Source organism: Croceibacterium ferulae, from assembly GCF_003660445.1.
GTDB classification, from domain to species: Bacteria; Pseudomonadota; Alphaproteobacteria; order Sphingomonadales; family Sphingomonadaceae; genus Croceibacterium; species Croceibacterium ferulae.
This window is the reverse complement of sequence record NZ_QZVQ01000002.1, coordinates 237,768-263,795: the sequence shown is the minus strand read 5'-3', so window position 1 is coordinate 263,795 and position 26,028 is coordinate 237,768. Positions and strand designations below refer to the sequence as shown.

Here is a 26,028-nt window from a genome sequence, read left to right as displayed (position 1 = left end):
CGCGCCGTGCGAAGAAGGTGTGCGCCGGCTGGTTCAGTTGGGGGGCATGATCGTGGTTGGGGTGCCGGCCGGATATAGCGGGCAGGGCTTTTCGCTTAAGGGCGAGAAGGGCCGGCTCGTCCTGCCGCCGGACTTCCGCAAAGCCTTCGCCGATGCAGGTGACGAACGCACCCTGTGCCTGACCCGGCATGAGCGCTGGAACTGCCTGATGGGCTTCGGCCTGTCGCGCACCGCCACTTTCGAGGACCAGCTGCTGCGCGAGGAAGAGCGCGCGATCCGCACCAACCAGGAATTCGACTACGATATGCGCGCGCAGCAGCTGTGGGGTTTTACCAAGCTGCCCTTCGACGCCAGCGGCCGGTTCGTGCTGCCCGATCACCTGGCCGAGCTGGGCCGGTTGGGCGAGGCAGTCTATTTCAACGGCGCCGGCGGCTACTTCACCTTGTGGAGCCCCGAAGAACTCTACGCCATGCCCAAGGGGTTCGAAACGGCGCAAGCCAATTGCCGCCAGCTGGAAGCCGATGCCCGAGGGAAGCGCAAGTGACCGCCCCCGCCATCCCCGTCGCCCCGCACATTCCCGTCCTGCTGGACGAGGTGATTGCCGCCCTGGTGCCGCAGCCGGGCGAACTGATCGTGGACGCCACATTCGGCGCCGGCGGCTATACGCGCGCCCTGCTTGACGCCGGCGCCACCGTTCACGCCTTCGATCGGGACCCGGATGCCATCGCGGCTGGGGATAAGTGGCCCGAATGCGCGGAAAATCCGCCCCGCCTGGTTCTCCATCCGCGCCGTTTCTCCGAAATGGTTGATGCACTGGGGCAAGCGGGAATCGCCCGGGTGGACGGGGTGGTGATGGATATCGGGGTCTCGTCCATGCAGCTGGATCAGCCGGAGCGCGGCTTTGCCTTCAGCCATGACGGCCCTCTGGACATGACCATGAGCCGGAGCGGGCCCAATGCGGCCGATTTCGTGAACGAGGCGGAGGAAGGCGCGATCGCCGACGTGCTGTACCAGTATGGGGAAGAGCGGCAGAGCCGGCGGGTGGCGCGCGCCATCGTCGCCGCGCGGCCGCTTTCCACCACGGGCCAGCTGGCGGAGGTGATCCGCAAGGCGCTGGGCTATCGTCCGCACAGCAACAAGGGGCCGGCGCCCAAGGATCCCGCCACCCGCAGCTTCCAGGCGATCCGCATCCATGTGAATGGCGAGCTGGAAGAGCTCGAGGCCGGCCTGGCCGGCGCCGAGACGCTGCTGCGTGATGGCGGGCGGCTGGCCGTGGTCAGCTTCCACAGTCTGGAAGACCGCATGGTGAAGCGCTTCCTGCGCGATGCCACCGGCGGCACGGCCCGCGCCAGCCGCCACCTGCCGGACGCGCCCGCCGGGGTGCAGCCGACCTTTGCCGATGCCACCCGTGCGATTCGTGCGGGCGAAGCTGAACTTGCCCGAAACCCGCGCTCCCGGTCCGCCACTCTGCGCGCCGCAACCCGCACCACCGCACCCGCCAGAGAGGCCGCATGACGCCCCACATCCGCATCCGTCTGGGCTGGATCGTCGTTCTGGCGATCGCCTGTGGCCTGTACGTGGCGCTGCACCTGCAGGTGCAGGCGGTCACCAGCGAGATCGTGCGGGCGGAACGCCGCATCGTGGCGCTGGAGCAGCGCAAGCTGCTGCTCGCGACCGAGTTCGAGACACGCGCCAGCCAGTTGCAACTGGCAGCGTGGAACCGGGTGGATTTCGGTTACAGCGCGCCGACCGCCACGCAGTTCCTGAACAGCGAGCGGCAGCTGGCGGCCTTCAGCCTGCCGCCGGCCATCGGCACGCCTTCGCCCATCCGGCTCGCCAGCGCAGTGGCGGAAGGCGGCACTCCGGACCTCGCCGCGATGGTCCGCCCCGCACTTGCCGACCGGCCGGCCCAGACCATCGTGCTGGCCGCCGCCGATACCGAGGACGGCCAGCAGATGGCCGCCCAGACCGCGCGGATCCATCTGGCGGCTCTGGCCGGGGGCGGGGTTGAATGACCGCACTCGCGGCGGCTCCCCGCTTCGTCGCACCACGCTTCGCATCCGGCGAACCTTCGGCCCACGCGACCGGAACAACGGCGCGCCAGTTTCCCCTGAACGCGCCGATCCCCCTGCCATTGCCCGTGCCCGCATTGCGGAGCGCGGGCGAAACGCGCATTCCGCTGATCGACCGGCGGCGCAACCTGCTGCTCACCGCCAAGGCGCGTATCCTGTGCCTGGGTCTCGCCTTTCTCGCGCTGGCGGTCGTCGCCGTGCTGCGGCTTGCCTGGCTGGGCGTCGTGCAACCTGCCTCGACCGAACAGTCCATGGCGGAAGCGCTGTTGCCGCCCCGGGCCGAACTGACCGACCGCAACGGCGTGGTGCTGGCCCGTGCCTTTCCGGCCTATGCCCTGTGGTACAACCCGCAGGCGCTGGAAGATAGCGGCCCGCCGCTGGTGAAGGGCGCCCGCCAGGTCGCCCGCGAACTGGTGGCGATCTTCCCCGACATGGACGAGGCGGAGCTGACCCGCACCTTGGCCAGCGGCAAGCGCGGTTATCTGCGCCGCCGCGTGCTGCCGGAAGATGCCAACCGCGTGCTGGAGATCGGCGAACTGGCGCTGGAGCTGCCACAGGAAAACGATCGCCATTATCCGCAGGGCACGCTGGCCGCGCATGTGCTGGGCTATGTGAAGGACGGCGAAGGGCATGTCGGCATGGAGGATGCGCTGCAGGCGCGCCTGGCCGATCCTGCCCACCGGAACGAGCCGGTCGCCCTGTCGATCGACGCGCGGGTGCAGGGCGCGCTGGAGGATGAGCTGAGCCGCGGCATGCGGCTGGTGGATGCGGTCGGCGGCGCGGGCATCGTGCTTGATGTCGACACCGGAGAGGTGATGGCCATGGCCAGCCTGCCCGCCTTCGACCCCAATCACATGGACGCCGCGGCCCAGGCGCTGGTGTTCAACAAGGTGACCAACCAGGTCTACGAGCTCGGTTCCACCTTCAAGCCGCTGACCGTGGCGGCGGCCATCGATGCCGGTGTCATCACCGACATCTCGCGGCGCTGGCAGGCTGCACGTCCGCTGCAGATGGGCCGGTTCCGCATCCGCGACAGCCACTTCATCGGCGCGTCGTTGAACGCGCCGGAGGCGCTGATGCATTCGTCCAACATCGTCACCGCGCAGATCGCGGACGAGCTGGGGCCGGCGCGGATGAAGGATGCGATGGCCCGGCTGGGCTTCAACGCGCGCCCTTATATCGAACTGCCCGCACGCGGTTTTCCCATCTGGCCGTCGGGCGAATGGCCGCGGCTGCGGGCGATGACGGTGGCGTATGGCCACGGCGTCGCGGTGACCCCGCTGCATCTGGCGGCGGCCTATGCCACCATGGTCAATGGCGGTATCTGGCGGCCGGCCACGCTGCGCAAGCTGGCACCAGGCCAGGCGCCCCAGGGCCGCCGCGTGTTCAAGGAAGCGACCAGCGCGCGGATGAACCAGCTGCTGCGTCTGATCTCCACCCGGGGCACGGGCCGCAAGGGCGATGCGCCGGGCTTCCGCATCGGGGGCAAGACCGGCAGCGCGGAAAAGCCGGGCGCGGGCGGTTACCGCCGCACCACGCTGGTGGCGACCTTTGCCGCCGCCTTCCCGATGGACAATCCCCGTTATGTGGTGATCGCCATGCTGGACGAGCCCAAGGGCACGGCCGCCAGTTCCTTCCAGCGGACCGCCGCCTGGAACGCGGCGCCGATCGTCGGCCGGCTGGTGCCGCGCATCGGGCCGATGCTGGGCGTGATGCCGGACGACAATCGCGAGGTGGACCTGTCGGACCTGAACCCGCTGATCCATGGCGGCAAGGAATGAGGCTGGACAGCCTCGCCGCCGCCGCCGGCATGGCGCTGCCTGCCGGCGCGGGGGAGCTGGCGGGACCAACGGTGACGGGTTTCGCCATCGATCATCGCAAGGTGACGCCCGGCTGCGTGTTCGGCGCCTTCGCCGGGCAGACGGTGAATGGGGAGGACTACATTCCGGCGGCCATCGCCGCTGGGGCGATCGCGGTCGTCACGCGGCCGGGAGTGGCGGTCGGCGATGCGGTGCATCTGGCCGATGCGGAGCCGCGCCGCGCCTTTGCGCGGCTGGCGGCCGGCTTCTACCACCCCGTCCCGCAGACGATCGTGGCGGTAACGGGTACGAACGGCAAGACCTCCACCGTGGAGATGGTGCGGCAGCTATGGCGCATTGCGGGGGAGCGGGCCGCCTCCATCGGCACGCTGGGGGTGACCACGCCGGACGAAAGCGTGACCACGGGCCTCACCACGCCCGACATCGTCACCTTCCTGGCCAATCTGACCGGGCTGGCGCACGAGGGCGTGTCGCATGTGGCGTTCGAGGCATCGAGCCATGGCCTGTCGCAATATCGCAGCGAGGGCGTGCCGGTCGCCGCCGGCGCCTTCACCAATCTCAGCCGCGACCATCTCGATTACCATGCCGACATGGAAGACTACTTCGCGGCCAAGATGCGCCTGTTCAGCGAAGTTGTGGCGGATGGCGGTGCGGCGGTGGTGTGGGCGGACGATGCCTGGTCCGATCGGGCTGCCGAAGTGGCGCGGACCCGGGGCTTGCGGGTGCTGAGCGTGGGCCAACAGGGCGAGTTCCTTCGGCTGGTCGGGCGCGATGCAGGCCTGCTGGGGCAGAGCCTGCGGCTGGAACATGCGGGCGCGGCCTACACCGTGAACCTGCCGCTGATCGGCGCCTATCAGGCGGCTAATGCGCTGGTGGCGGCGGCGCTGGTGCTGGCGACCGGCGGCGACGTGGCGACCACGCTGGACGGGCTCACCCGGCTGCAGCCGGTACGCGGGCGGCTGGAGCGCGCGGCGATCCTGGCCAATGGCGTGCCTGCCTATGTCGATTACGCGCACACGCCCGATGCGCTCGGTTCCGCCATCGCGGCGCTGCGGCCGCATACAAGCGGGCGGCTGATCACCGTGTTCGGCGCCGGCGGCGACCGCGATGCGGGCAAGCGGCCCGAAATGGGTGCGGTCGCCGCGGCGCAGGCCGATATGGTGATCGTCACTGACGACAATCCACGCGGTGAAGATCCCGCCGCGATCCGCCGCGCCGTGCTGGCCGGCGCGCCAGATGCGCTTGAGATCGGCGACCGGCGAGAGGCGATCCGCGCCGCGCTTGCAGAAGCGCGCAGCGGCGATCTGGTGCTGGTGGCGGGCAAGGGGCACGAACAGGGGCAGATCATCGGGCGCGGGGGCGATGCCCGCGTGCTGCCATTCGACGATGTAACCGTGGTGCGCGACTGTGCCGCCAGCCTGACGGAGTGCAACGCATGAACGCTGTCGCCCGGGTCCTGCGCTGGCCCGCCACGCCCAGGCCGCCCGTCCCGCTGGCGCTATGGACCGCGCAGTCCATCGCCGCCGCCACCGGCGGGCAGGCGAGCGGCGAGTTCCAGGCATCGGGCGTGGAGATCGATTCGCGCGATGTGCGCAGCGGCGACCTGTTCGTGGCGCTGTCCGGCGAAACAACCGATGGTCACGCCTTCCTGGCCAAGGCCTTCTCCAACGGCGCGGCCGCCGCGCTGGTGGATCGCCCCGTGCCGTATCCGCATGTGCTGGTGCCAGACACCTTTGCCGCGCTGCAGGCGCTGGCCGCCGCGGCACGCGGGCGCGTGCCGGCCGCGCGGATCGTCGGGGTGACCGGGTCCGTCGGCAAGACCGGCGTGAAGGAGGCGATCTTCGCCGCCCTGCAGCGCCACGCCGCCGGCCACGCGCACCGGTCGGTCCGGTCCTACAACAATCATGTCGGCGTGCCGCTCAGCCTGGCGCGGATGCCCGCGGCCAGCCGCTTCGGCGTGTTCGAGATGGGCATGAACCACGCCGGCGAGATTGCCGGGCTGGCCACGCAGGTGCGCCCGCATGTCGCGGTGATCACCACGATCGCGCCCGCCCATATCGAGAACCTGGGCAGCATGGCCGCGATCGCTGACGCCAAGGCGGAAATCTTCGCCGGGTTGGAGCCGGGCGGCACCGCGGTGATCCCCGCCGACAGCCCGCATTTCACACAGCTGCGTGATGCTGCGCTGGCGGCAGGTGCGCGCATCCTGTCCTTCGGCAGCGCGGATCATGCGGACATGCGGCTGGTGGATGCGATTGCCGCACCCAATGGCGGATCGCTCGTGACCGCGAAGATGGGCGACCGTCACCTGTGCTACAATGTCGCGCATCCGGGCGAGCACTGGGTGGCCAATTCGCTGTGCGTGATGGCCGCCGTGCATGCCGCCGGTGCCGATCTGGGTGCGGCCGGGCTGGCGCTGGCGGAGATGGGCGGGCTGAAGGGGCGCGGCGCGCGGTTGCGCGTGCCGGTGCCGGGCGGCCACGCCTTGTTCATCGACGAAAGCTACAACGCCAATCCTGCCTCCATGCGCGCCACCCTGGCGCAACTGGGGCAGACGCCGGCCACACGGCGGATCGCGGTGCTGGGTTCGATGAAGGAGCTGGGCGAGTTCGCGCCATCCTTCCACGCGCAGCTGGCCGATCCGCTGGCTGCGGCCGGTGTCGACCATGCGGTGCTGGTGGGGCCGGAGATGGCGGCGCTGGCGGGCGAATTGGGGAAAGCGGTGCGGCGCGCGCTTGGCAAGCCGGCCGGTTTTGTCCATTGCGCCGGTTCCGGCGAAGCCATCGCGGCGCTGGAGGAATGGGGCCTGACCGCTGGCGACGTCGTGCTGGTGAAGGGCTCCAATTCTGTCGGGCTGGGGCAGGTAATCGCCCATTTCGCCCAGAAGACGACTGATTGACACGGCTGGCACCCATGCGGGCCAGGCGGAAACAGGACTGACAGGCACTGATGCTGTACCTGCTTGCAGAATATCTCGGCTTTGAAGGCCTGCTGAACCTCATCCGGTATCAGACCTTCCGCGCGGGTGCGACCATGCTGACGGCGCTGGCCATCGGCCTGGTAATCGGGCCCCGCTTCATCAACATGCTGCGCGTACGGCAGGGCAAGGGGCAGCCGATCCGCGCCGATGGGCCGCAAACGCATCTGGCGAAGGTCGGCACCCCCACGATGGGCGGGCTGATGATCCTGACCAGCCTGGTGCTGTCCATGCTGCTGTGGATGAACCCGGCCAGCCCGTTCGCCTGGGCGTGCCTGGCGGTGACCATCGGGTTCGGCCTGATCGGCTTCATGGACGATTACGACAAGGTCACGAAGAGCAGCCACAAGGGCGTATCCGGCAAGGTGCGGCTGCTGCTGGAATTCGGCGTGGCGGGCATCGCTTCGTGGATCATCGTCAGCCAGATCAGCACGAATCTGTACATTCCGTTCCTGTCGCTGGCCGTGCCGCTGGGGCCGTTCTATTATGTGTTCGCTGCCACGGTGATCGTCGGCTTCGGCAATGCCGTGAACCTGACGGATGGGCTGGATGGCCTGGCCACCATGCCGGTGGTGATCGCAGCGGGCGCCTTCATGATCATCTGCTATCTGGTCGGGCGGGTCGATTATTCGGAATATCTCGGCATCCCGCATGTGCCGGGCACGGGCGAGCTGGCCCTGTTCTGCGCCGGCATCATGGGTGCGGGGCTGGCATTCCTGTGGTTCAACGCGCCGCCCGCCGCGGTGTTCATGGGTGACACCGGCAGCCTGGCTCTGGGCGGCGCTCTGGGGGCGATCGCGGTGGCCGCGCATCACGAGATCGTGCTGCTGATCATCGGCGGCCTGTTCGTGATGGAGACTGCCAGCGTCATCATCCAGGTGTTCTGGTTCAAGCGGACGGGCAAGCGCATCTTCCGCATGGCGCCGATCCACCATCATTTCGAACAGCTCGGCTGGAAGGAATCCACCGTCGTGATCCGCTTCTGGATCATCGCCATCGTGCTGGCGGTGATCGGGCTGGCGACGTTGAAGGTCAGGTGATTACCAGCCCCGCCTTTACCGGGCGTCGCTACGCCGTGCTGGGTCTCGCCCGGTCCGGCATGGCGACGGCCGAGGCGCTGCTGGCGAGCGGCGCCCAGGTGACCGCGTGGGACCGGCAGGACGGCCCGCGCGCGGTGCTGGCCGCCCGGAACGATCCCGCCTGCACCATCGCCGATCCGCTGGAGATCGAACTGGCCGGCTTCGATGGCGTGGTGGTCAGCCCCGGCGTGCCGCTGAACACGCATCCGATCGCAGCGCGTGCGCGGGCAGCGGGCGTGCCGGTGATCGGTGATATCGAACTGTTCGCGCAGGCCCGCGCGCACCTGCCGCCGCACAAGGTGGTCGGCATCACCGGCACCAACGGCAAGTCCACCACGACGGCGCTGGTGCATCATATCTGCGCGGTCGCCGGCCTGCCGGTGACGATGGGCGGCAATATCGGCCTGCCGATCCTGGCGCAGGAGCCGTTGCTGGCGGGCGGCGTCTATGTGCTGGAGCTGTCGAGCTACCAGATCGACCTGACTTTCTCGCTGGATTGCGATGTGGCGGTGCTGCTGAACATCACGCCCGACCATCTGGATCGGTATGACGGGTTCGATGCCTACAAGCAGTCGAAGCTGCGGCTGTTCGGCATGCAGACGGAGCCGCACGTCGCCATCGTGGCCGATGCCGACGAGAGCGTGCTGCAGCACATGCTCGACCTGCCGACTGGGCCAGGCTCCTTGTCGTTGCCGCCGGACGAGCCGAACTCCGGGGTTCACGACCAAGGCGCCTTTCCCGCGCTCCAGGGCCCGCACAATGCGCAGAACATCTGGGCTGCGGCATCGGTGGCGCAGCATCTCGGTATTTCGGCCGAGGCGTTGAACGATGCCCTGCGCACCTATCCCGGCCTCCCGCACCGCATGGAGCGGATCGGCGAGTTCGACGGCGTGCTGTTCGTGAACGACAGCAAGGCTACCAATCCTGCCTCCACCGCGCCCGCGCTGTCCGCCTATCCGCGCATCCACTGGATCGTCGGTGGCCTGCCGAAGGGCGACGATCTGGATGAATGCGCGCCCGGCTTCCCCCATGTGGTGCGGGCCTACACGATCGGGGAGGCCGGCCCGCGCTTCGCCGACATTCTTCAGCCGCATATGCCGGTGGAGCGGTGCGAGATGATGTGCGAGGCCGTGCGCCGCGCCATCCACCACGCGCAGCCCGGCGAAGTCGTGCTGCTCAGCCCCGCCTGCGCCAGCTTCGACCAGTTCCGCGATTACGAAAAGCGCGGCGACGCCTTTCGCGAGATTGTCCTCAGCCTCACCGCCGGCGGCACGGATGATATCTGCTGCGAGCCGGGGCGGGCCGCATGAGCGCCGCCCGCCCCTATGTGCCACGTCCCGGCATCCGCCAGGCGCCAACGGTGCAGTTCCCGCGCACCCGGCGGCAGCGGCTGCGCATCTGGTGGCAGGAGATCGACCGGCCGCTGCTGGCCATGGTGCTGGCGCTGATGGCGCTGGGTGCACTGGCGGTGGCTGCCGCCAGTCCGGCCAGTGCCCGGCGTCTGTCGGGCAGCGAGGGCACTCTGCCCGACCTGTACTTCTTCTACCTGCACCTGCAGTTCCAGCTGCTTGGGCTGGTGGTGCTGATTGCCACGTCGTTCCTGTCCTTGCCGCTGATCCGACGGGGATCGATCGTGCTGACCGGCATCATGCTGCTGATGCTGGTGCTGGTTCCGCTGATCGGCAGCGAGGTCAATGGCGCGCGCCGCTGGCTGAACCTGGGTATCCGGTTCCAGCCATCGGAGTTCCTGAAGCCCGTCTTCCTGATCACGGTGGCCTGGGTGCTCAGCTGGCGACTGCGCGACCCCGACCTGCCGGTGATCGGCGTCAGCGCCGGGCTGCTGGCGCTGGTGGTCGGGCTCCTGATGCTGCAGCCCAATCTGGGTGACGCGATCCTGTTCACCGGCGCGTGGTTCGTGCTTGTGCTGCTGGCGGGTCTGCCGCTGAAGCGCATTGGGATGCTGGGAGGGGCGGGTCTGGCGGCGCTGATCGTTGCCTATCTCACTTACGACAATGCCCGGCACCGGATCGACAGCTTCCTGGGCGGCGGCACGGCGTATGACCAGGTGGACCTTGCCCGCCGCACCATCATGAATGGCGGGTGGACCGGCAGCGGGCTGTGGCTGGGCCGCCGCAAGATGATGCTGCCGGAGGCGCATACCGACTACATCTTCTCCGTGATCGGGGAAGAGTTCGGCCTGCTGGTTTGCGCGGGCGTCGTGCTGGTCTATCTGGCAATCGTGCTGCGCGTGGTGCAGCGGATGATCGGCGAGGACAATCTGTTCACCCTGCTTTCGGCTACCGGCCTCATCGCCCTGTTTGGCGGGCAGGCCTTCATCAACATGCTGGTCAACCTGCAGCTGTTCCCGTCCAAGGGGATGACGCTGCCGCTGGTCAGCTATGGCGGGTCGTCGACCATCGCACAGTGCTTCCTGGTGGGGCTGCTGCTGGCGATCACCCGACGCAATCCCTTTGTCGAACGTGAAGGCCTGCCCGGAATGGAGCACCAGCGATGACTGCGCCGGGCGGGGACAGCCCGCTGCCGGGCATCGTGGCCCGCCATTTCGTGCTGGTCGCGGGCGGTACGGGCGGGCACCTGACGCCAGCCTATGCCCTGACGCAGGAACTGGAGCGGCGCGGCCACAGGGTCGCGCTGATCACCGACGCGCGCGGCGCGGCCATTCCCGGTAAGCCCGACTTCCTGCCCGCCCATGTCATGGCGGCGGGCCGGTTCACCAAGAACCCGCTCAGCTGGCCGGGCGCCCTGCTCGCCATGCTGAAGGGGCGGCGCATGGCCAAGGCGCTGTACCGGACGGTGCAGCCCACGGCGGTGGTCGGCTTCGGCGGCTATCCTGCGCTGCCGGCCCTGCTGGCGGCGAGCGGGGCGGGGATCGCGACCGTGATCCACGAACAGAATGCGGTGCTGGGCCGGGTCAACCGCCTGCTCGCCCGCCAGGTGGACGCGATCGCCACCGCTTACGAGAAGGTGGCGCGGCTCGATCCGGCACTGTCGGCCAGGGTGCATGTCGTCGGCAATCCGGTGCGCCCAGCGGTGCTGTCATTGCGGGAAGAGCCCTATCCGCCGGTTACGGCCGGCGGGCCGATCCGCCTCCTCGTGACGGGTGGCAGCCAGGGTGCGCGCATCCTGTCGGACGTGGTGCCGCATGGCCTGGCCCTGCTTCCGGCAGAACTGCGCGGGCGATTGCGGGTGACGCAGCAGTGCCGGCCGGAGGATCTGGACGGCGTACGCGCCTTCTATGCCGAGCAGGGGATCGAGGCCGATCTGGCCAGCTTCTTCGAGGACATGGATGCCCGCCTTGCCGGCACGCATCTGTTCGTGGGGCGCGCGGGTGCCAGCACCATTGCCGAACTGAGCGCGGCGGGCCGTCCGGCGATCCTGATCCCGCTGCCGATCGCAACGGACGATCACCAGGCCGCCAATGCCGCCGAACTGGCGGCGGCTGGCGGTGCGCGGTCCATCCGCCAGCACCTGTTCACGCCGGAGGAACTGGCCCGTCAAGTCGCCGAACTGGCCGCCGATCCGGACGGACTGGCCGCTGCGGCCCATGCGGCATGGAATTGCGGCCGCCCCGACGCCGCACGCGATCTGGCGGATCTGGTGGAAGGCTTCGGCGGCACACCGGTGCAGGACGTGATCCGCACCGCCCCTGCCAAGCCCGCCGCCGGCGCTGCGCTGGCCGGTGCGGTCAGCAGCACGGATGCGACCCGGTGAAGGGCGTCGGCACCGATATCGGCACGATCCATTTCGTCGGCATCGGCGGCATCGGCATGTCCGGCATCGCGGAAGTGATGCACAATCTGGGCTATCGCGTGCAAGGGTCGGATCAGGCGGAAGGCGCCAGCGTGGAGCGGCTGCGCGCCCGCGGTATCCCGGTGAGCATCGGCCATGCCGCAGGCAATGTCGCCGGCGTGGCGGTGGTGGTCGTCTCCACGGCGGTGAAGCGCGACAATCCGGAAGTCGCCGCCGCGCTGTCCGCCCGCGTGCCCGTGGTGCGCCGGGCGGAAATGCTGGCCGAACTGATGCGGCTGAAGAGCACGGTCGCGGTCGCCGGCACGCATGGCAAGACCACCACCACCAGCATGGTCGCCGCGCTGCTGGATGCGGGCGGGGTGGACCCGACTGTGATCAATGGCGGGATCATCGAACAATATGGCTCCAACGCCCGGCTCGGCGCCAGCGAGTGGATGGTGGTGGAGGCCGACGAAAGCGACGGCTCCTTCCTGCGGCTCGACGGTACGATCGCGGTCGTCACCAATATCGATCCGGAGCATCTGGACCATTACGGCAGCTTCGACGCGGTGCGCGAAGCCTTCGTGGAGTTCATCGAGAACGTGCCGTTCTATGGCGCGGCCGTGTTGTGCCTGGATCATCCGGAGGTCCAGCAGGTGATCGCCCGCGTGCGCGACCGGCGGATCGTCACCTACGGCTTCTCCGCCCAAGCCGATTGGCGCGCGGACCATGTGCGCAGCGGCGGTGGTGGCAACACCTTCGATGCAGTGCATGTGGCGCGTGACGGTAGCCGGCGGGTGATCGCCGATGTGCATCTGCCCATGCCGGGCCGGCACAATGTGCTGAACGCGCTGGCCGCCATCGCGGTCGCGGCAGAGCTGGGCTGCGGTGACGAGGTGATCCGGACCGGCTTCGCCCGTTTTGGCGGGGTGCGTCGCCGCTTCACCCGCGTCGGCGAGGTACCGCTCTACGGCGGAAGCGCCGTGGTGATCGACGATTACGGCCACCATCCGGTGGAGATCCGGGCGGTGCTGTCCGCCGCGCGCGAGGCCGCCGACGGGCGCGTGATCGCGGTGGTGCAGCCGCATCGCTACACCCGGCTGCGCGACCTGATGAGCGATTTTCAGGGTGCGTTCGCCGACGCCGACATGGTGTTTGCCGCGCCGGTCTACGCCGCGGGCGAAGCACCGATCGAAGGCGTCAGCTCGGCCACGCTGGTCGACGGGCTGCAGGCGCGCGGGCAGCGGCAGGCCGGGCTGGTCGCGGATGCGGACGCGCTGGCGGACATGCTGGCACCGCTGGTGCAGCCGGGCGACATGGTCGTGTGCCTGGGCGCGGGCGACATCACCCGCTGGGCCGCCGGCCTGGCGCCGGCTATCGCCGCGCGCCTGCCGGTCGCGGGTCTGCCGGCATGACCCGGCTGGACGACATGCCCATCGTGCGCGGACGGCTGACGGCGGGCGCACCATTGGACAGGCTGGTCTGGTTCAAGAGCGGCGGCGCCGCCGACTGGCTGTTCGAGCCGGCCGACCAGGACGACCTGCTGGACTTCCTGGACCAGCTCGATCCCGCCACGCCGGTGATGGCGCTGGGGCTGGGGTCCAACCTGATCATCCGCGATGGCGGTGTGCCGGGCGTGGTGGTCCGGCTGGGCAAGCCGTTCGCCACGGTGGAGGTGCGCCGCGATCACGTGCTGGAATGTGGCGGCGGGGCGAGCGGCATCCTGGTCGCCAGCACGGCGCGCGATGCCGGGATCGGCGGACTGGAATTCCTGCGCGGGATTCCCGGCACGGTCGGCGGCTTCGTGCGCATGAATGGCGGCGCCTATGGCCGCGAAGTGGCGGATATATTGGTCGACTGCGATGTGGTCATGCCGGATGGCGCGGCGATCACCGTGCCGGCGGCCGATCTGGGCTTCTCCTACCGCCATTCGCGCCTGCCCGACGGGGCGATCGTCACCGCCGCCCGGCTGCGCGGCGTGGCGGACGATCCCGCCAGCATCGGTGCGGAGATGGACCGCATCGCCGCCGCGCGGGAGGCGACGCAGCCGCTGCGCAGCAAGACCGGCGGCTCCACCTTCAAGAATCCACCAGGTGCCAAGGCGTGGGAACTGGTCGACCGGGCAGGTTGCCGGGGGCTGAGCCGGGGCGGGGCACAAGTGAGCGAGAAGCACACCAACTTCTTGATAAATACCGGCACTGCGAGCAGCGCGGATATCGAGCAACTTGGTGAAGAGGTCCGCCGGCGTGTGGCGGAACAGACAGGCGTGACGTTGGAATGGGAAATCAAGCGGGTGGGCCGGCCATGAGCGAGCAGCAGGGCCAGGCCGGTATCGGGCACTCTGGTATCGGCCTGCCTCCGCTCCACATCGTGGTGCTGATGGGCGGCTGGGCAAATGAGCGCCCGGTGTCGCTGACCAGCGGTGCCGGTGTCGCCGATGCGCTGGAAAGCCGCGGCCACCGCGTGACCCGCATCGACATGGAACGGGACGTGGCCGCCCGCATCGCGGCGGCCGCGCCCGACGTGGTGTTCAACGCGCTGCATGGCGTGCCGGGAGAGGATGGCACGGTTCAGGGCATGCTGGACCTGATGGACGTGCCGTACACCCATTCAGGCCTCGCCACCTCCGTAATCGCGATCGACAAGGAACTGACCAAGCACGCGCTGGTGCCGCATGGCGTGCCGATGCCGGGCGGACGCATCGTGCACAGTGCATCGCTGCACGACGGCGATCCGCTGGCGCGCCCTTATGTGCTGAAGCCGGTCAATGAAGGCTCCAGTGTGGGCGTGGCGATCGTCACGGACGAGAGCAATTATGGCAACCCGATCCGCCCCGATGCCGCGGGCCCGTGGCAGGAATTCGGGCGCCTGCTGGCGGAGCCCTATATCCGCGGCCGCGAGCTGACCACGGCGGTGCTGGCCGGGCGGGATGGCCCCCGCGCACTGATGGTGACGGAGCTGGTGCCCGAGAGCGGGTTCTACGATTTTGATGCCAAGTACACGGACGGCCTGACGCGGCATGTCTGTCCGGCGCAGATCCCGCCCGAGATCGAGCGGTTGTGCCTGCAATATGCGTTGCAGGCGCATCAGCTGCTGGGCTGTCGCGGGACCAGCCGCTCCGACTTCCGCTGGGATGACGAGCAGGGCGAGGCCGGGCTGTTCCTGCTGGAGACCAACACGCAGCCGGGCATGACCCCGCTCAGCCTGGTGCCTGAACAGGCCCGCGCCTGCGGCATCTCCTATGCCGATCTAGTGGAGCTGATCGTGGAGGACGCGCTGCGTCTGGCTGGCCGTCTTCCGGTCGGGGGCAGCTGATGGCGCAGACGATCCGGCGCACCGGGCAGCGCAATGTCCGGCGGCAGGCGCGCGGCGCCGGCGCGGCGCAGAAGGCGCGGGCTGCCAAGGCGCATACCGGCGGCATGCTGGATGCGGCCGCCCGGCTGCTCCCCTTTACCGAGGAACAGCTGCACAAGTTCTTCCTGGGCCTGATCCTGCTGGCCGCGGCGGCGATCGCCTGGCTGGTCGCGAGCCTGGCCGGCATTCCCGCCATGATCGGGCAGCAGGCTGCCGTCGCGATCGGCGATGCCGGGTTCGAGGTGCGCCGGGTGGAAGTGCGCGGGGTCGAGCGGATGAACGAGGTCACCGTCTACGAACGGGTGCTGGGCGTGCGCGACCGGGCGATGCCGCTGGTCAGCCTGGGCGAGATGCGCGCTGGGCTGCTGCAGTTGCCCTGGGTGGCCGATGCGCGGGTATCGCGGCAGCTGCCCGACACGATCGTGGTCGATATCGTCGAACGCAACCCGCGCGCGGTGCTGCAGGCGGCTGACGGTTCGCTGGCGCTGATCGATGGCAGCGGGCAGAAGCTGGAACGCGTATCCGCGCAAGGTGCGCGCGGCCGGTTGCAGATCGCCGGGGCCGAGGCGGAAGATCAGGTGGAGGCGCTGGACGAATTGCTGGGTGCTGCACCGGCCCTGCAGCCGCGGGTGGCGCGGGCGGAATGGGTCGGCAAGCGACGCTGGGACCTGACCTTCTCCACCGGTCAGGTGCTGGCCCTGCCGCAAGGGGAGGAGCGCAGCCGTGCCGCGCTGCTCAGCTTTGCGCGGCTGGACGGGGTCAACCGGTTGCTGGGCGGCAGCGTCGCCCGGTTCGACATGCGCAATCCCGATCGCATCTACATGCGGGTACCCGGCCGCGCGCAGGAAGCCGCGCTGGCCAAGGCAGGCGACAGCTGATGGCCGAACCCCGCATCACGCGCATCATCGGCGCGGTCAACCTCGGCTCCTTCCGCATATCGGCGATGATCGCCGGCGTGCAGGAGGATGGCACGCCCGTGATCCTGGGCAGCGGCCACCGCGCCAGCCAGGGCATCAAGCGCGGCTTCGTGACCGACATGGCGGCGGCGACCTATGCCGTACGCGATGCGGTGGAGCGGGCGGAGAAGCTGGCGGGCACCAGTGTCCAGTCCATCACCATGGCTGCATCCGGCGCCGGCCTGACCACGCGGGTGGACCCGATCGAGATCGAGATCGGCGGCCGCCGCGTGGAGGAGGACGATCTGGAGCAATTGCTGCTCACCGCGCGCGACACGCTGGAACCGGATGGCCGCATGGTGCTGCACGCGAGCCCGGCCTGCTATTTCCTGGATGGCGCGGATGGCATCGCCAATCCGCTGGGCCTACATGCCGACCGCCTGGGCGTCGATATCCACCTGGTGCTGGCCGAGGGCGCGCCGATGCGCAACCTGCGCGAAGCGGTGCAGAGTGCGCATCTGGACGTCGCGGCGCTGGTCGCCAGCCCGCTGGCCGCAGGGCTCGCCTGCCTCAGCGTGGAGGAGCGTGACGTCGGCGTCGCGCTGGTGGAACTGGGCGCGCAGGTGACCACCGTTTCGGTCCATGCGGGCGGTGCGCTGGTGGACATGGTGTGCATTCCGACCGGCTCCGCCGACATCACCGATGCCATCGCCAGCGGGCTGGGCATCCGCCGCAACCAGGCTGAGCGGCTGAAATGCTTCAACGGCTCGGCCATCGCCAGCCCGGCCGATCACCGGGAGATGATTCCGGTCAACGGCCCCGGTGATGAACAGATCGGCCCGATCGCGCGCGGCGCGGATGACCGCAACCGCATCAGCCGCGCCGATCTCGTCAGCACGATCGTGGCGGAACTCGACCGGCAGGGGGGTGATATCGCCCGCGCGCTGGAGGCAATGGGCTATGCCGGTGCCGGGGCGCGGCATCAGCGCGGGCAGGTTGTGCTGACCGGCGGCGGCGCGGAACTGACCGGCCTGGCCGATTACATGCAGTCCGCGCTGGGCCGTCCGGTGCGGATCGGCAGGCCGCCCGCGCTGAAGGGCCTGCCGGAAGCGCATGCCGCGCCGGGCTTCTCCACGCTGGCGGGGCTGATCCTGCAGGTGCTGGAGGATCCGGCCGACATCCGCTTTCTCAGCCCGCGGCATGGCGGGGGGCAGCGCCAGTCCGGCATCGCCGGCGCCATCCGGGTGTGGCGGGCGATGAAGGAATATTTCTGAAGGCGGTGGCCGGGCGCGACCAGGCAACGGCCTGTGGATAGCGCCTTGCCGTATTTTGCCTGTTATTCACGCTTTATGGCATTAGAGCGATAAAGGTCCCATCCGTTACCGCTCCGTGAGGAGAGCATTGCAATGAGCATCAATATCGGCCCGCCCTCGGTGGAGGAACTGCGCCCCCGCATCACCGTGATCGGCGTGGGCGGGGCGGGCGGCAACGCCATCGCCAACATGATCGAGGCGCAGATCGAAGGTGTCGACTTCATTGTCGCCAACACCGATGCGCAGGCGTTGAACAATTCGCTGGCGGAACATCGCATCCAGCTGGGGCCCGAATGCACCCGCGGCCTGGGCGCCGGCTCCCGCCCGGAAGTCGGCCGCGCCGCTGCCGAGGAGACGGTCGAGGAGATCGAGCGCGCGCTGGAAGGCGTGAACATGGTCTTCATCGCCGCTGGCATGGGCGGCGGCACGGGCACCGGTGCGGCGCCCGTGATCGCGGAGATCGCGCGCGACAAGGGCATCCTGACCGTGGGCGTGGTGACCAAGCCGTTCCTGTTCGAAGGCACGCGCCGGATGCGTTCGGCCGAAGCCGGCATCGAGGAACTGCAGAAGTCGGTCGACACGCTGATCGTCATCCCCAACCAGAACCTGTTCCTGATCGCCAAGGCCGAAACCACCTTCAAGGAAGCGTTCCTGCTGGGTGACGAGGTGCTGCAGCAGGGCGTGCGGTCCATTACCGACCTGATGGTGATGCCGGGCCTGATCAACCTCGACTTCGCCGACGTCCGCTCCGTCATGGGCGAGATGGGCAAGGCGATGATGGGCACGGGCGAGGGCGAAGGCCCGAACCGCGCGCTTGAGGCGGCAGAGAAGGCGATCGCCAACCCGCTGCTGGATGGCGTGTCCATGCAGGGCGCCAAGGGCGTGATCATCTCCATCATCGGCGGCGAGGACATGAAGCTGCTGGAGATCGACGAGGCGGCCAATCACATCCGCGAGCTGGTCGATCCCGAAGCCAACATCATCTGGGGCTCCGCCTTCAATCCCGACCTGGAAGGCAAGATCCGCGTCTCCGTGGTGGCAACCGGGATCGAGACGCCGGGCGAGCAGGCGCAGACCGCAGGCCAGCAGCGGCCTGCCGCGACGCAGCCCTCCAGCATGGGTGCAGGCCGCGGCCTGCGCCGTCCGGCGGTCGCCGCGGCCGCGCCGGCAGCGGCTGTTCCGGCGATGAGCGAGCCTACGCGACCCGCGCCCGTCCAGGATCGTCAGCCTGCCCCTGCTTCGGCAGACCCGGTCGCCAGGAACATGGCGGACGAGACCGGCGAGGATGCTTCGCATGACGAGCCGCTCGAATTGACGCTCGACGCGCTGAACAGCGATCCCGCCGATCAGCAGCAGGACGAATTGCTGCTGGGCGAGAATGATCTGGCCGCACATCCGTCCGACACTGCCGGCATCGGTCCGGCGGCACAGCGCCGCCGCATCGCGGCCAGCGGCCACAATCCGGCGGCGGATGCGACCGCGTCCTCCTCCGGTTCGCTGTTCGAACGCATGTCCACCGTCTCCCGCCCGCCCCGCGCGCCGGAGCCGGTGGCCGAACAGCCGGCCCCCGCGCCCACTCCGGCCCCCGCTCCTGCCCCGGCTCCCAAGCCGGCATCGACCGGCGGCCTGCGCATCCCGCGCTTCCTGGGACGGCAGAGCAATCAGTAAGCTGCATCACCCGGCAGCCCGGGTCGCCGGGCGCAGCCTGCTGCCGCTGGCGGCCCTGGCACTGCCCGTTCTGATCACGGCCGGCCCGGCATGGGGGCAGGCTGTGGTGCAGGCGATTCCCGGACCCGAGGCCGACCGGCTGGCAGATGCGATGCGCGTGCTGGCGCAGCAGCCGGAAGATCTGGCGGCGCTGCTGCAGGCCGGGGATGCCGCGCTCTACCTGGGTGATCTGGCGGCGGCACAGAACTTCTACGCCCGGGCACGCGACGTCGCGCCGGGGGATGGCCGGGTCGCTGCTGGCCATGCCGTTCTGCTGGTCCGGCAGGATCGCCCGGCCGATGCCCTGGCGGCGTTCGCTGCGGCAGAGGCGGCCGGCACGAACATGGCCCCCTATGCCGCCGATCGCGGGCTGGCCTACGATCTGGTGGGCAACAATGCGGCGGCGCAGGCGGAGTATGATCGTGCGCTGACCCTCGGACCCGACGATGCGGTGACGCTGCGGCTGGCGATCAGCCAGGCGATCGCAGGCAATCGCACCGGGTTCGAAGCGACGCTGCTGCCGCTGTTGCAGCAGGGCGACCTGTCGGCCTTTCGCATGCGGGCTTTCGCCCTTGCCATCAACGGCCAGCAGGACGAGGCGGTCTCCATTGCCGAGACCATGCTGCCGGCGCGCTTGTCGAGCCGGCTGGCGCCCTATTTGCGCTACATGCCCCGGCTGACCCGGGCGCAGCAGGCCGCCGCCGCGCATCTGGGTCGATTCCCGCAGGCCAGCCAGATCGGGCAGGACGATCCGACCATCGCGGCCGGATCGCAGCCGCCGCCGACCGCGGCAGCTCAGACGCCTGCGCCACAGATTGCCGCCGCACCCGTGGCTGCGCCGCAAGACTCACGGTCGATTGATGCGCGCCTGGTGCCCAGCGGCGCCATCATGGGCTCTGCACCCGCATCCACGATCTCGCAGCCCGTCGTGCAGCAACTGCCGTCCCCGACACCGGCACCGGCAGCGACCGTGGTTGCGGCAGTGCCGGAACCCGCCACGGGATTGATTCTGCAGCAGCAGGTGCAACCGGCCTTCACACCTGCGGGAGTATCCGGAGAACTGCCGCCGGTGGGGCAACCCTCGCCGTCGCCCGCGGCGGAACCGGTGATGGTTGCCGTGGCGGAGCCGCAGATGCAGCCCACGGCAGAGACTTACGGGCCGCAGCCCGCGGCGGTACCGGTGGTGGTTGCCGTGGCGGAGCCGCAGATGCCGCCCGCGGCCGAAGCTTACGCACCCCAGCCTGCACCTGCGCCCGCTTTCGCCGAAGCGGCAGCTCACGCACCCGTTCAGGCGCCGGCGCCAGCGCCGGCGCTCATCGAGCCTCCCGCACAGCTTGGCCTGGCGGAAGCGTTCGCGACCTTTGTCCAACCGGCAGCCACACCCGATCCGGTCGCAGCGGGCGGGGTGGACATCACCACGATCGCACCGCCGCGCGAACGGCCCAAGCCACCACCACCTCCGGCTCCGCCGCCGCCACCTCCGGTCCCCAGCCGACACTGGGTGCAGGTCGCGACCGGGCAGGATGTGGCCGCGCTGGGCTTCGACTGGCGCCGCATCCGCCGCAAGGCCGGTGACCTGCTGCAGGATGCCGAGCCGCATCTGGCGGATTGGGACGGCCGTACCCGCCTGCTGGCCGGCCCCTACAGCGCGGCGGAGGCCGAAACGCTTGTCGCATCGTTGAAGGAAGCCGGGGTGGACAGCTTCCGTTTCACCAGCGCGCGGGGCGAGGACGTCCGCGCCCTCGACTGACGGAAGCGGTCTGCCGCTTGTTTCCGGCGGGATTGTGCACACCTTGCCAACAGGCAAGATCGCTTATGCCCCGCAGCCTTGCCCCTGCGGTTTGCCTTCGCCCCGGCATAGCGGGCACAGCAGGGCAATGATGACGAAACGGAACCAGGCCGCATGAATACCGAGCGGGAAGTGATGGACGACGCGGACGATGCGGCGCCGGTGGAGATGCTGGCCCAGCTGTTCGAAGCGCATGGCTGGCCCTGCCAGCTGGTGAGCGATGACGAGATCAGCGGCGAGATCCAGGGGAGCTGGACCAGCTACCAGCTGCGCTGCGTCTGGCGGGCGGAGGATCGCGTGCTGCAGATCCTGTGCCTGCCCGAAGTGCGTGTGCCCGACGCCAAGCGCCGCCCGGCGCAGGAATTGCTGACGCTGATCAACGAACAGGTCTGGCTGGGTCATTTCGAGATGTGGTCCAATGGCGGCGTGCTGCTGTACCGCCATGGCCTGATGCTGGGCGACGAAGGGCTGCTGAGCATCGCCATGGCCAGCCAGGCGATCGAAAGCGCCGTGGCCGAATGCGACCGGTTCTACCCGGCGTTCCAGTTCGTGCTGTGGGGGGACAAGCGCCCGCGTGAGGCGCTGGAGGCGGCGCTGGTCGATGCCGCAGGGGAGGCTTGAGGTGAATATGCAGAACATCCTGCTGGTGGGTTGCGGCAACATGGCCGGCGCCATGCTGCGCGGCTGGCTGGCTGGCGGAATGTCCGCCGGCAGCTTCACCGTGGTCGACCCGCGGGCGACCAACCTGCCGGCCGGCGTCCGGCATCTGGCCGAACTGCCCACGGGTGAGCGCTTCGACGCGATTCTGCTGGGGATCAAGCCGCAGGGTCTGGACGGAGCGGCGCCCACGCTCGCTCCGCTTGCCGGGACGGGCACGATCGTGCTGTCGCTGCTCGCCGGTGTCGAACTGGCCAGCCTGCGCCGGCGTTTCGCCGATGCAGCAGGGCTGGTGCGGGTCATGCCGAACCTGGCGGTGGCGCTGGGCAAGAGCCCCGTCGCCTTGGCGGCGGACGGGCTGAACGAGGCTGCCCGCGATGCGGTGTTCGCGCTGATGCAGCCGCTGGGCACGCCCGAATGGTTCGGCGAAGAGGATTTCGACTTGGTCACCGCCCTGGCGGGTTCCGGGCCGGCCTTTGTCTACCGCTATATCGAGGCGTTGGCTGCTGCCGCTCGCGAACTGGGCATGGCGCCTGACAAGGCCGCCCGGCTGGCGGTGGCGATGGCGGAAGGCGCCTCGGCGCTGGCCGCGGCAAGCCCGGACGATCCGGGCGTGCTGGCGGATCGCGTCGCCAGCCCAGGGGGCGTGACCCGCGCCGGCCTGAATGTGCTGGACAAAGACGGCGCGATCAACGCGCTGGTGCTGGATTGCCTGCGCGCCGCGCGCGATCGCAGCGCCGAAATGGCGGCCGAGGCGCGCGGCGCCTGACCGGACCTTACCGCTTCGCGAATTCGCGGGCGGTCAGCGTATCAAGGACCAGCGCGCCGACCACGAAAGCGAGGGCGCCCCAGGCGATGCTGTTGCGTGGGCTGTTGCGCACCGCGGCACCGGCGGCGGCGATGTCCATCACGTCGCCGGCCGCGCGCGCCCAGGCATTGATTGGCGCGGTGGGTGCGGCCAGCAGGCCGGCGCCCGCCAGCAATTCGCGCGCGCCGAATGCCTTGACCAAGGTCTCGTGCCCTTCGGCATCGAGTGCGCGTGTGATGTGGCGGCTGGCGAACAGCTCGCCCAGGCCGAGCCCGATGGAGAAGATGCCGAGGCCGAGGCCAATTCTGCGATGATCCATGGGGAGTCTTCCGTTCTGCAGGCAGAGCCGGCGAAACGGAACGCCCGGCGGCCGAGTTCCCGAAGATCGGCCCGGCGTGATACGTATCAAAGGATTGCTGAATTTGGCCGTATCCGCCGCCGGTCCGGTTTTCCTTGAAAGCGCCCCGCCGAAGGATGATATTGCACTTCAGCGAGCGGCCCCGATTGTTGGCCGCCATATACGGAGACAGGATTACAATGGCAGACTGGAACGACTCCCGTGGCAGGCAGGGCTTCGGCCGCCCGGCATTCGGTGCGTCGCCGAGCCAGGCTGGCGAGGTCCGCACGGTCAACGATGCGGGCCTGCGCAAGCACATGCTTTCCATCTACAACTACATGGCATCTGGCGTGCTGCTGACCGGCGTGGTCGCGCTGCTGACCGCCCGGTCGGGGCTGGCCTACAGCTTTGCCAGCGGCCCGATGATGTGGCTGGTGGCGCTGTCGCCGCTGGCGATCGTGTTCGCGATGAGCTTCGGCGCCAAGAAGTTCAGCACCGGCACGCTGCAGCTGCTGTTCTGGGGCTTCGCCTTCCTGATGGGCCTGTCGCTGTCGACCATCTTCCTGGTCTATACCGGCGCATCCGTCGCTTCGACGTTCTTCGCCACGGCCGGTGCCTTCGCGGGCCTCAGCCTGTTCGGCTACACCACCCAGAAGGATCTGTCCGGCATGGGCAGCTTCCTGATCATGGGCGTGATCGGCCTGATCATCGCCAGCCTGATCAACATGTTCCTGCAGTCCGAAGCCCTGATGTGGGCAGTCAGCTTCATCGGCGTGCTGATCTTCGCCGGTCTGACCGCCTACGACACGCAGCGGCTGAAGACGGAGTACCTGCAGGTGCAGCGCATGAAGGTGACCAATCCGGGCGTCGCGGCGGCTTTCCCGCTGGGCAAGATGGTGATCATGGGCGCGCTGAGCCTGTATCTGGACTTCATCAACATGTTCCTGTTCCTGCTGCGCTTCATGGGCGTCCAGCGCGACTGAGCATGACCTGACCAGCGGCGCCGGCACTCGACGGCGCTGCGGGAAATCGATTGATCCTGCCCGGATTGCCACAGTGCATTCCGGGCATTTTCTTTGTGCTGTGAAGGCGTTACACCATCAGTCCTCGACATGCCGCAAGGCGGTGCGACCGGCAGGGTGGCTCCGTTACATCAGGGACGATTTTCACATGCATTCCACTTTGCCGGCCTGGTTGGGCAAGGCGCTGAAGGCTACCCTTGTTACCACCTCCATCGGCCTGCTGGCAGCGTGCGCCAAGGCACCGCCGCCGCCCCCACCGCCACCCCCGCCGCCCCCGCCGGTCGTGGAGGCAGTGCCTTACCGGCCTGTACCACCCGCAGGTGCGCCGTATCTCATGGCGGTGCCTGCGCGCGGCCCCGATGGTCGCCGCGTCACCGTGAACACCGATCTGGGGGAGCATGACACATTGTGGCACTTCCGTTCCGCCTGGAACGTGGCCGCGCTGAACTGTTCCGAAGCATCGCAGGCGCCGATCACGGAAGCCTATGGTGCGTTTCTGCGCGCAGCCGACCCCAAGCTGGATATCGCCAATGCCACGATCGAGCGCCGGTTCCGGCAGGAGCAGGGCGATCGACGGAAAGCGATCCAGGCGCGTGAGTTGTACATGACGGCGGTCTACAACTACTTCGCCAGCCCCGGCGCCCGTGCCAGCTTCTGCAACGAGGCGCTGGCGCTTTCGAATGACGCAATCGCGAATCCGCCGAGTGACCCGATGGCGTTCTCCGCCACCGGTCTGGCCCGATTCGAAGGTGTGTTCGCCCGGTTCTTCGAGGAGTACGAACGTTACCTGGCCGACTCGGCCGCTTGGGACGCGAAGTATGGCGCGCTCTACGGTGCCTCCCAGCCGGGCTATGTCGCGGTACACGGCGCGGGACAAAGCAGCATCGCGGCCGGTCCGACGGAAGGATCCGAAGCGACCCTGGTCGGGGAGGTGACCGATCCGCAGACCGGCGCCACCATCCCGCTGATCGCGGTGCCTGCAACCCAGGAGACCCCGATTGTCCAGCCGGTGGCCAGCGGCGTTCAGGGCAGTTGATCGGCTGAGGCACAGCTTCGCCGGCGGCTGAAGGTGGCTCACAAAGCCCTTCCAACCGCCGGCGATTGCCGCTAAGGCGCGCGCTCCGCGTTGCCGGCTGGGCCGATGACGGGGCTGACACTGAACGGGGCCGTAGCTCAGATGGGAGAGCGCGTCGTTCGCAATGACGAGGTCAGGGGTTCGATCCCCCTCGGCTCCACCAGTGTCACCCGCCGGCTCGCGATCATGAGATGCGGGCGGGTCGGTTCGATCGGCGCCATTATGCGCCGCTGACTGGCGCAAGCCGTCCCCCGAACCTATCTGGAGCGGCATGCATTTCCTCGATCAGGCCAAGATTTATCTGCGTTCCGGTTCGGGCGGCCCCGGTGCCGTCAGCTTCCGACGCGAGAAGTACATCGAATATGGCGGCCCCGACGGCGGCAATGGCGGCCGCGGCGGCGACATCGTGTTCGAAGCGGTGGCCGGCCTCAACACCCTGATCGACTTCCGCTATGCCCAGCATTTCAAGGCCCTGCGCGGTGGTCACGGCATGGGCAAGGATCGGACGGGCAAAAGCGCGCCGGACCTCGTCATCGCCGTGCCCGTGGGCACGCAGGTGCTGGACGAGGATCGCGAGACGGTGCTGGCCGACTTCACCGAGCCCGGCCAGCGTGTCGTCATGGTCGAAGGCGGCATGGGCGGGCGCGGCAACGCCAGCTACAAGACCTCCACCAACCGCGCGCCGCGCAACCATCAGCCCGGCATCGCGGGTGAGGAGCTGTGGGTCTGGCTGCGGCTGAAGCTGCTGGCCGATGCCGGCCTGGTCGGCCTGCCCAATGCGGGCAAGTCCACCTTCATCAACCAGGTGTCGAACACCCGCGCCAAGGTCGGCGATTACGCCTTCACCACGCTGGTGCCCAGCCTGGGCGTGGTGCAGCATCGTGACCGCGAATTCGTGCTGGCCGACATTCCGGGCCTGATCGAAGGCGCGGCGGACGGCGCCGGGATCGGTGACCGGTTCCTGGGCCATATCGAACGCTGCCGCGTGCTGATCCATCTGGTCGACATCTCCGACAGCGATCCGGCGCAGGCAATGCGCATCGTGGAAGAAGAGCTGTCTGCCTATGGTGCCGGGCTGGACGAGAAGCCGCGCCTGATCGCGCTGAACAAGATCGACCTGGCCGATGCCGAGCTGGCAGAAGGCTTCGCGGCGGAATTGCGGGCGGCGGGGGCGGAGCTGGTGTTCCCCATCTCCGGTGCGACCGGTGCCGGCATGGCGGCCCTGATGGATGCGGTGATCGGGCACCTGCCGGCCCGTACCGCCACCGAAACCAAGACGGTGGAGTCCGAAGTGGAGCCGGCAGCTGACGGTCAGTCCTGGTCACCGCTGGACTGAGCCCCCCCCCCCTTGTTTCCTGCCGGTGCGGGCCGC

Annotated in this window: 23 protein-coding genes and 1 tRNA gene; 23 read left to right on the top strand and 1 reads right to left on the bottom strand. The window is 69.0% G+C overall.

The window, feature by feature from the left end:
- The first annotated feature begins 46 nt into the window (after positions 1 to 46).
- The 19 genes from D5S08_RS01940 to D5S08_RS01850 all read left to right on the top strand — a co-directional run bounded on the left by D5S08_RS01940 (position 47) and on the right by D5S08_RS01850 (position 22,183).
- Entirely contained in the window at positions 47 to 544 is a 498-nt protein-coding gene (locus tag D5S08_RS01940) for a division/cell wall cluster transcriptional repressor MraZ (protein ID WP_121115449.1), read from the top strand.
- Positions 541 to 1,515, top strand: coding sequence for a 16S rRNA (cytosine(1402)-N(4))-methyltransferase RsmH (rsmH, locus tag D5S08_RS01935; RefSeq protein ID WP_241557163.1), 975 nt, complete (start codon positions 541 to 543; stop codon positions 1,513 to 1,515). The genes D5S08_RS01940 and rsmH overlap by 4 nt, the downstream gene beginning before the upstream one ends.
- Positions 1,512 to 2,015 carry a hypothetical protein gene (locus D5S08_RS01930; protein ID WP_121114959.1) on the top strand — a complete coding sequence of 168 codons (504 nt, stop codon included), beginning with the start codon at positions 1,512 to 1,514 and terminating at the stop codon, positions 2,013 to 2,015. The genes rsmH and D5S08_RS01930 overlap by 4 nt, the downstream gene beginning before the upstream one ends.
- Positions 2,012 to 3,853 carry a peptidoglycan D,D-transpeptidase FtsI family protein gene (locus D5S08_RS01925; protein ID WP_121114957.1) on the top strand — a complete coding sequence of 614 codons (1,842 nt, stop codon included), beginning with the start codon at positions 2,012 to 2,014 and terminating at the stop codon, positions 3,851 to 3,853. The genes D5S08_RS01930 and D5S08_RS01925 overlap by 4 nt, the downstream gene beginning before the upstream one ends.
- Positions 3,850 to 5,331 carry a UDP-N-acetylmuramoyl-L-alanyl-D-glutamate--2,6-diaminopimelate ligase gene (locus D5S08_RS01920; protein WP_121114955.1) on the top strand — a complete coding sequence of 494 codons (1,482 nt, stop codon included), beginning with the start codon at positions 3,850 to 3,852 and terminating at the stop codon, positions 5,329 to 5,331. Before D5S08_RS01925 ends, D5S08_RS01920 begins: the two co-directional genes overlap by 4 nt.
- Positions 5,328 to 6,791 carry a UDP-N-acetylmuramoyl-tripeptide--D-alanyl-D-alanine ligase gene (locus D5S08_RS01915; RefSeq protein WP_121114953.1) on the top strand — a complete coding sequence of 488 codons (1,464 nt, stop codon included), beginning with the start codon at positions 5,328 to 5,330 and terminating at the stop codon, positions 6,789 to 6,791. The genes D5S08_RS01920 and D5S08_RS01915 overlap by 4 nt, the downstream gene beginning before the upstream one ends.
- Before the next feature lie 50 nt (positions 6,792 to 6,841).
- Entirely contained in the window at positions 6,842 to 7,909 is a 1,068-nt protein-coding gene (gene mraY / locus D5S08_RS01910; protein ID WP_121114951.1) for a phospho-N-acetylmuramoyl-pentapeptide-transferase, read from the top strand.
- Positions 7,906 to 9,258: a UDP-N-acetylmuramoyl-L-alanine--D-glutamate ligase gene (gene murD, locus D5S08_RS01905; protein WP_121114949.1), complete on the top strand. Its 1,353-nt coding sequence runs from the start codon at positions 7,906 to 7,908 to the stop codon at positions 9,256 to 9,258. Before mraY ends, murD begins: the two co-directional genes overlap by 4 nt.
- Positions 9,255 to 10,463 carry an FtsW/RodA/SpoVE family cell cycle protein gene (locus D5S08_RS01900; RefSeq protein ID WP_121114947.1) on the top strand — a complete coding sequence of 403 codons (1,209 nt, stop codon included), beginning with the start codon at positions 9,255 to 9,257 and terminating at the stop codon, positions 10,461 to 10,463. Before murD ends, D5S08_RS01900 begins: the two co-directional genes overlap by 4 nt.
- Positions 10,460 to 11,680 (top strand): undecaprenyldiphospho-muramoylpentapeptide beta-N-acetylglucosaminyltransferase, encoded by a 1,221-nt coding sequence (murG, locus tag D5S08_RS01895; protein ID WP_121114945.1) that lies wholly within the window; start codon positions 10,460 to 10,462, stop codon positions 11,678 to 11,680. Before D5S08_RS01900 ends, murG begins: the two co-directional genes overlap by 4 nt.
- On the top strand, positions 11,677 to 13,113 hold the full coding sequence (murC, locus tag D5S08_RS01890; RefSeq protein ID WP_121114943.1) for a UDP-N-acetylmuramate--L-alanine ligase: 1,437 nt from the start codon (positions 11,677 to 11,679) through the stop codon (positions 13,111 to 13,113). Before murG ends, murC begins: the two co-directional genes overlap by 4 nt.
- Positions 13,110 to 14,006 (top strand): UDP-N-acetylmuramate dehydrogenase, encoded by an 897-nt coding sequence (murB, locus tag D5S08_RS01885; protein ID WP_121115445.1) that lies wholly within the window; start codon positions 13,110 to 13,112, stop codon positions 14,004 to 14,006. The genes murC and murB overlap by 4 nt, the downstream gene beginning before the upstream one ends.
- The gene (locus D5S08_RS01880) at positions 14,003 to 15,013 is read left to right on the top strand and encodes a D-alanine--D-alanine ligase (RefSeq protein ID WP_121114941.1); all 1,011 of its coding nucleotides are present in this window, start codon (positions 14,003 to 14,005) and stop codon (positions 15,011 to 15,013) included. Before murB ends, D5S08_RS01880 begins: the two co-directional genes overlap by 4 nt.
- Positions 15,013 to 15,930, top strand: coding sequence for a cell division protein FtsQ/DivIB (locus D5S08_RS01875; RefSeq protein ID WP_121114939.1), 918 nt, complete (start codon positions 15,013 to 15,015; stop codon positions 15,928 to 15,930). Before D5S08_RS01880 ends, D5S08_RS01875 begins: the two co-directional genes overlap by 1 nt.
- Positions 15,930 to 17,222: a cell division protein FtsA gene (gene ftsA / locus D5S08_RS01870; RefSeq protein WP_121114937.1), complete on the top strand. Its 1,293-nt coding sequence runs from the start codon at positions 15,930 to 15,932 to the stop codon at positions 17,220 to 17,222. Before D5S08_RS01875 ends, ftsA begins: the two co-directional genes overlap by 1 nt.
- 132 nt (positions 17,223 to 17,354) lie before the next feature.
- Complete coding sequence (gene ftsZ, locus D5S08_RS01865; protein ID WP_121114935.1) at positions 17,355 to 18,929, top strand: cell division protein FtsZ; 1,575 nt, start codon at positions 17,355 to 17,357, stop codon at positions 18,927 to 18,929.
- Between the two features lie 103 nt (positions 18,930 to 19,032).
- Positions 19,033 to 20,718 carry a tetratricopeptide repeat protein gene (locus tag D5S08_RS01860; RefSeq protein ID WP_121114933.1) on the top strand — a complete coding sequence of 562 codons (1,686 nt, stop codon included), beginning with the start codon at positions 19,033 to 19,035 and terminating at the stop codon, positions 20,716 to 20,718.
- A gap of 153 nt (positions 20,719 to 20,871) precedes the next feature.
- Positions 20,872 to 21,378 carry a type III secretion system chaperone family protein gene (locus D5S08_RS01855; protein WP_241557162.1) on the top strand — a complete coding sequence of 169 codons (507 nt, stop codon included), beginning with the start codon at positions 20,872 to 20,874 and terminating at the stop codon, positions 21,376 to 21,378.
- A 7-nt stretch (positions 21,379 to 21,385) separates the two neighbouring features.
- Positions 21,386 to 22,183: a pyrroline-5-carboxylate reductase family protein gene (locus D5S08_RS01850; protein WP_121115441.1), complete on the top strand. Its 798-nt coding sequence runs from the start codon at positions 21,386 to 21,388 to the stop codon at positions 22,181 to 22,183.
- A 7-nt stretch (positions 22,184 to 22,190) separates the two neighbouring features.
- On the opposite strand, the gene D5S08_RS01845 is transcribed toward D5S08_RS01850, so the two are convergent.
- On the bottom strand, positions 22,191 to 22,541 hold the full coding sequence (locus D5S08_RS01845; protein ID WP_121114931.1) for a hypothetical protein: 351 nt from the start codon (positions 22,539 to 22,541) through the stop codon (positions 22,191 to 22,193).
- A 218-nt stretch (positions 22,542 to 22,759) separates the two neighbouring features.
- Here D5S08_RS01845 and D5S08_RS01840 point away from each other — a divergent pair, with 218 nt between their 5' ends.
- The 4 genes from D5S08_RS01840 to obgE all read left to right on the top strand — a co-directional run bounded on the left by D5S08_RS01840 (position 22,760) and on the right by obgE (position 25,992).
- On the top strand, positions 22,760 to 23,542 hold the full coding sequence (locus tag D5S08_RS01840; protein ID WP_121114928.1) for a Bax inhibitor-1/YccA family protein: 783 nt from the start codon (positions 22,760 to 22,762) through the stop codon (positions 23,540 to 23,542).
- Positions 23,543 to 23,729: 187 nt separating this feature from the next.
- Positions 23,730 to 24,617 carry a hypothetical protein gene (locus tag D5S08_RS01835; protein WP_126665470.1) on the top strand — a complete coding sequence of 296 codons (888 nt, stop codon included), beginning with the start codon at positions 23,730 to 23,732 and terminating at the stop codon, positions 24,615 to 24,617.
- Positions 24,618 to 24,743: 126 nt separating this feature from the next.
- Positions 24,744 to 24,819 (top strand) — tRNA-Ala (locus D5S08_RS01830).
- A gap of 108 nt (positions 24,820 to 24,927) precedes the next feature.
- Positions 24,928 to 25,992, top strand: coding sequence for a GTPase ObgE (obgE, locus tag D5S08_RS01825; protein WP_121114924.1), 1,065 nt, complete (start codon positions 24,928 to 24,930; stop codon positions 25,990 to 25,992).
- Positions 25,993 to 26,028 lie beyond the last annotated feature (36 nt).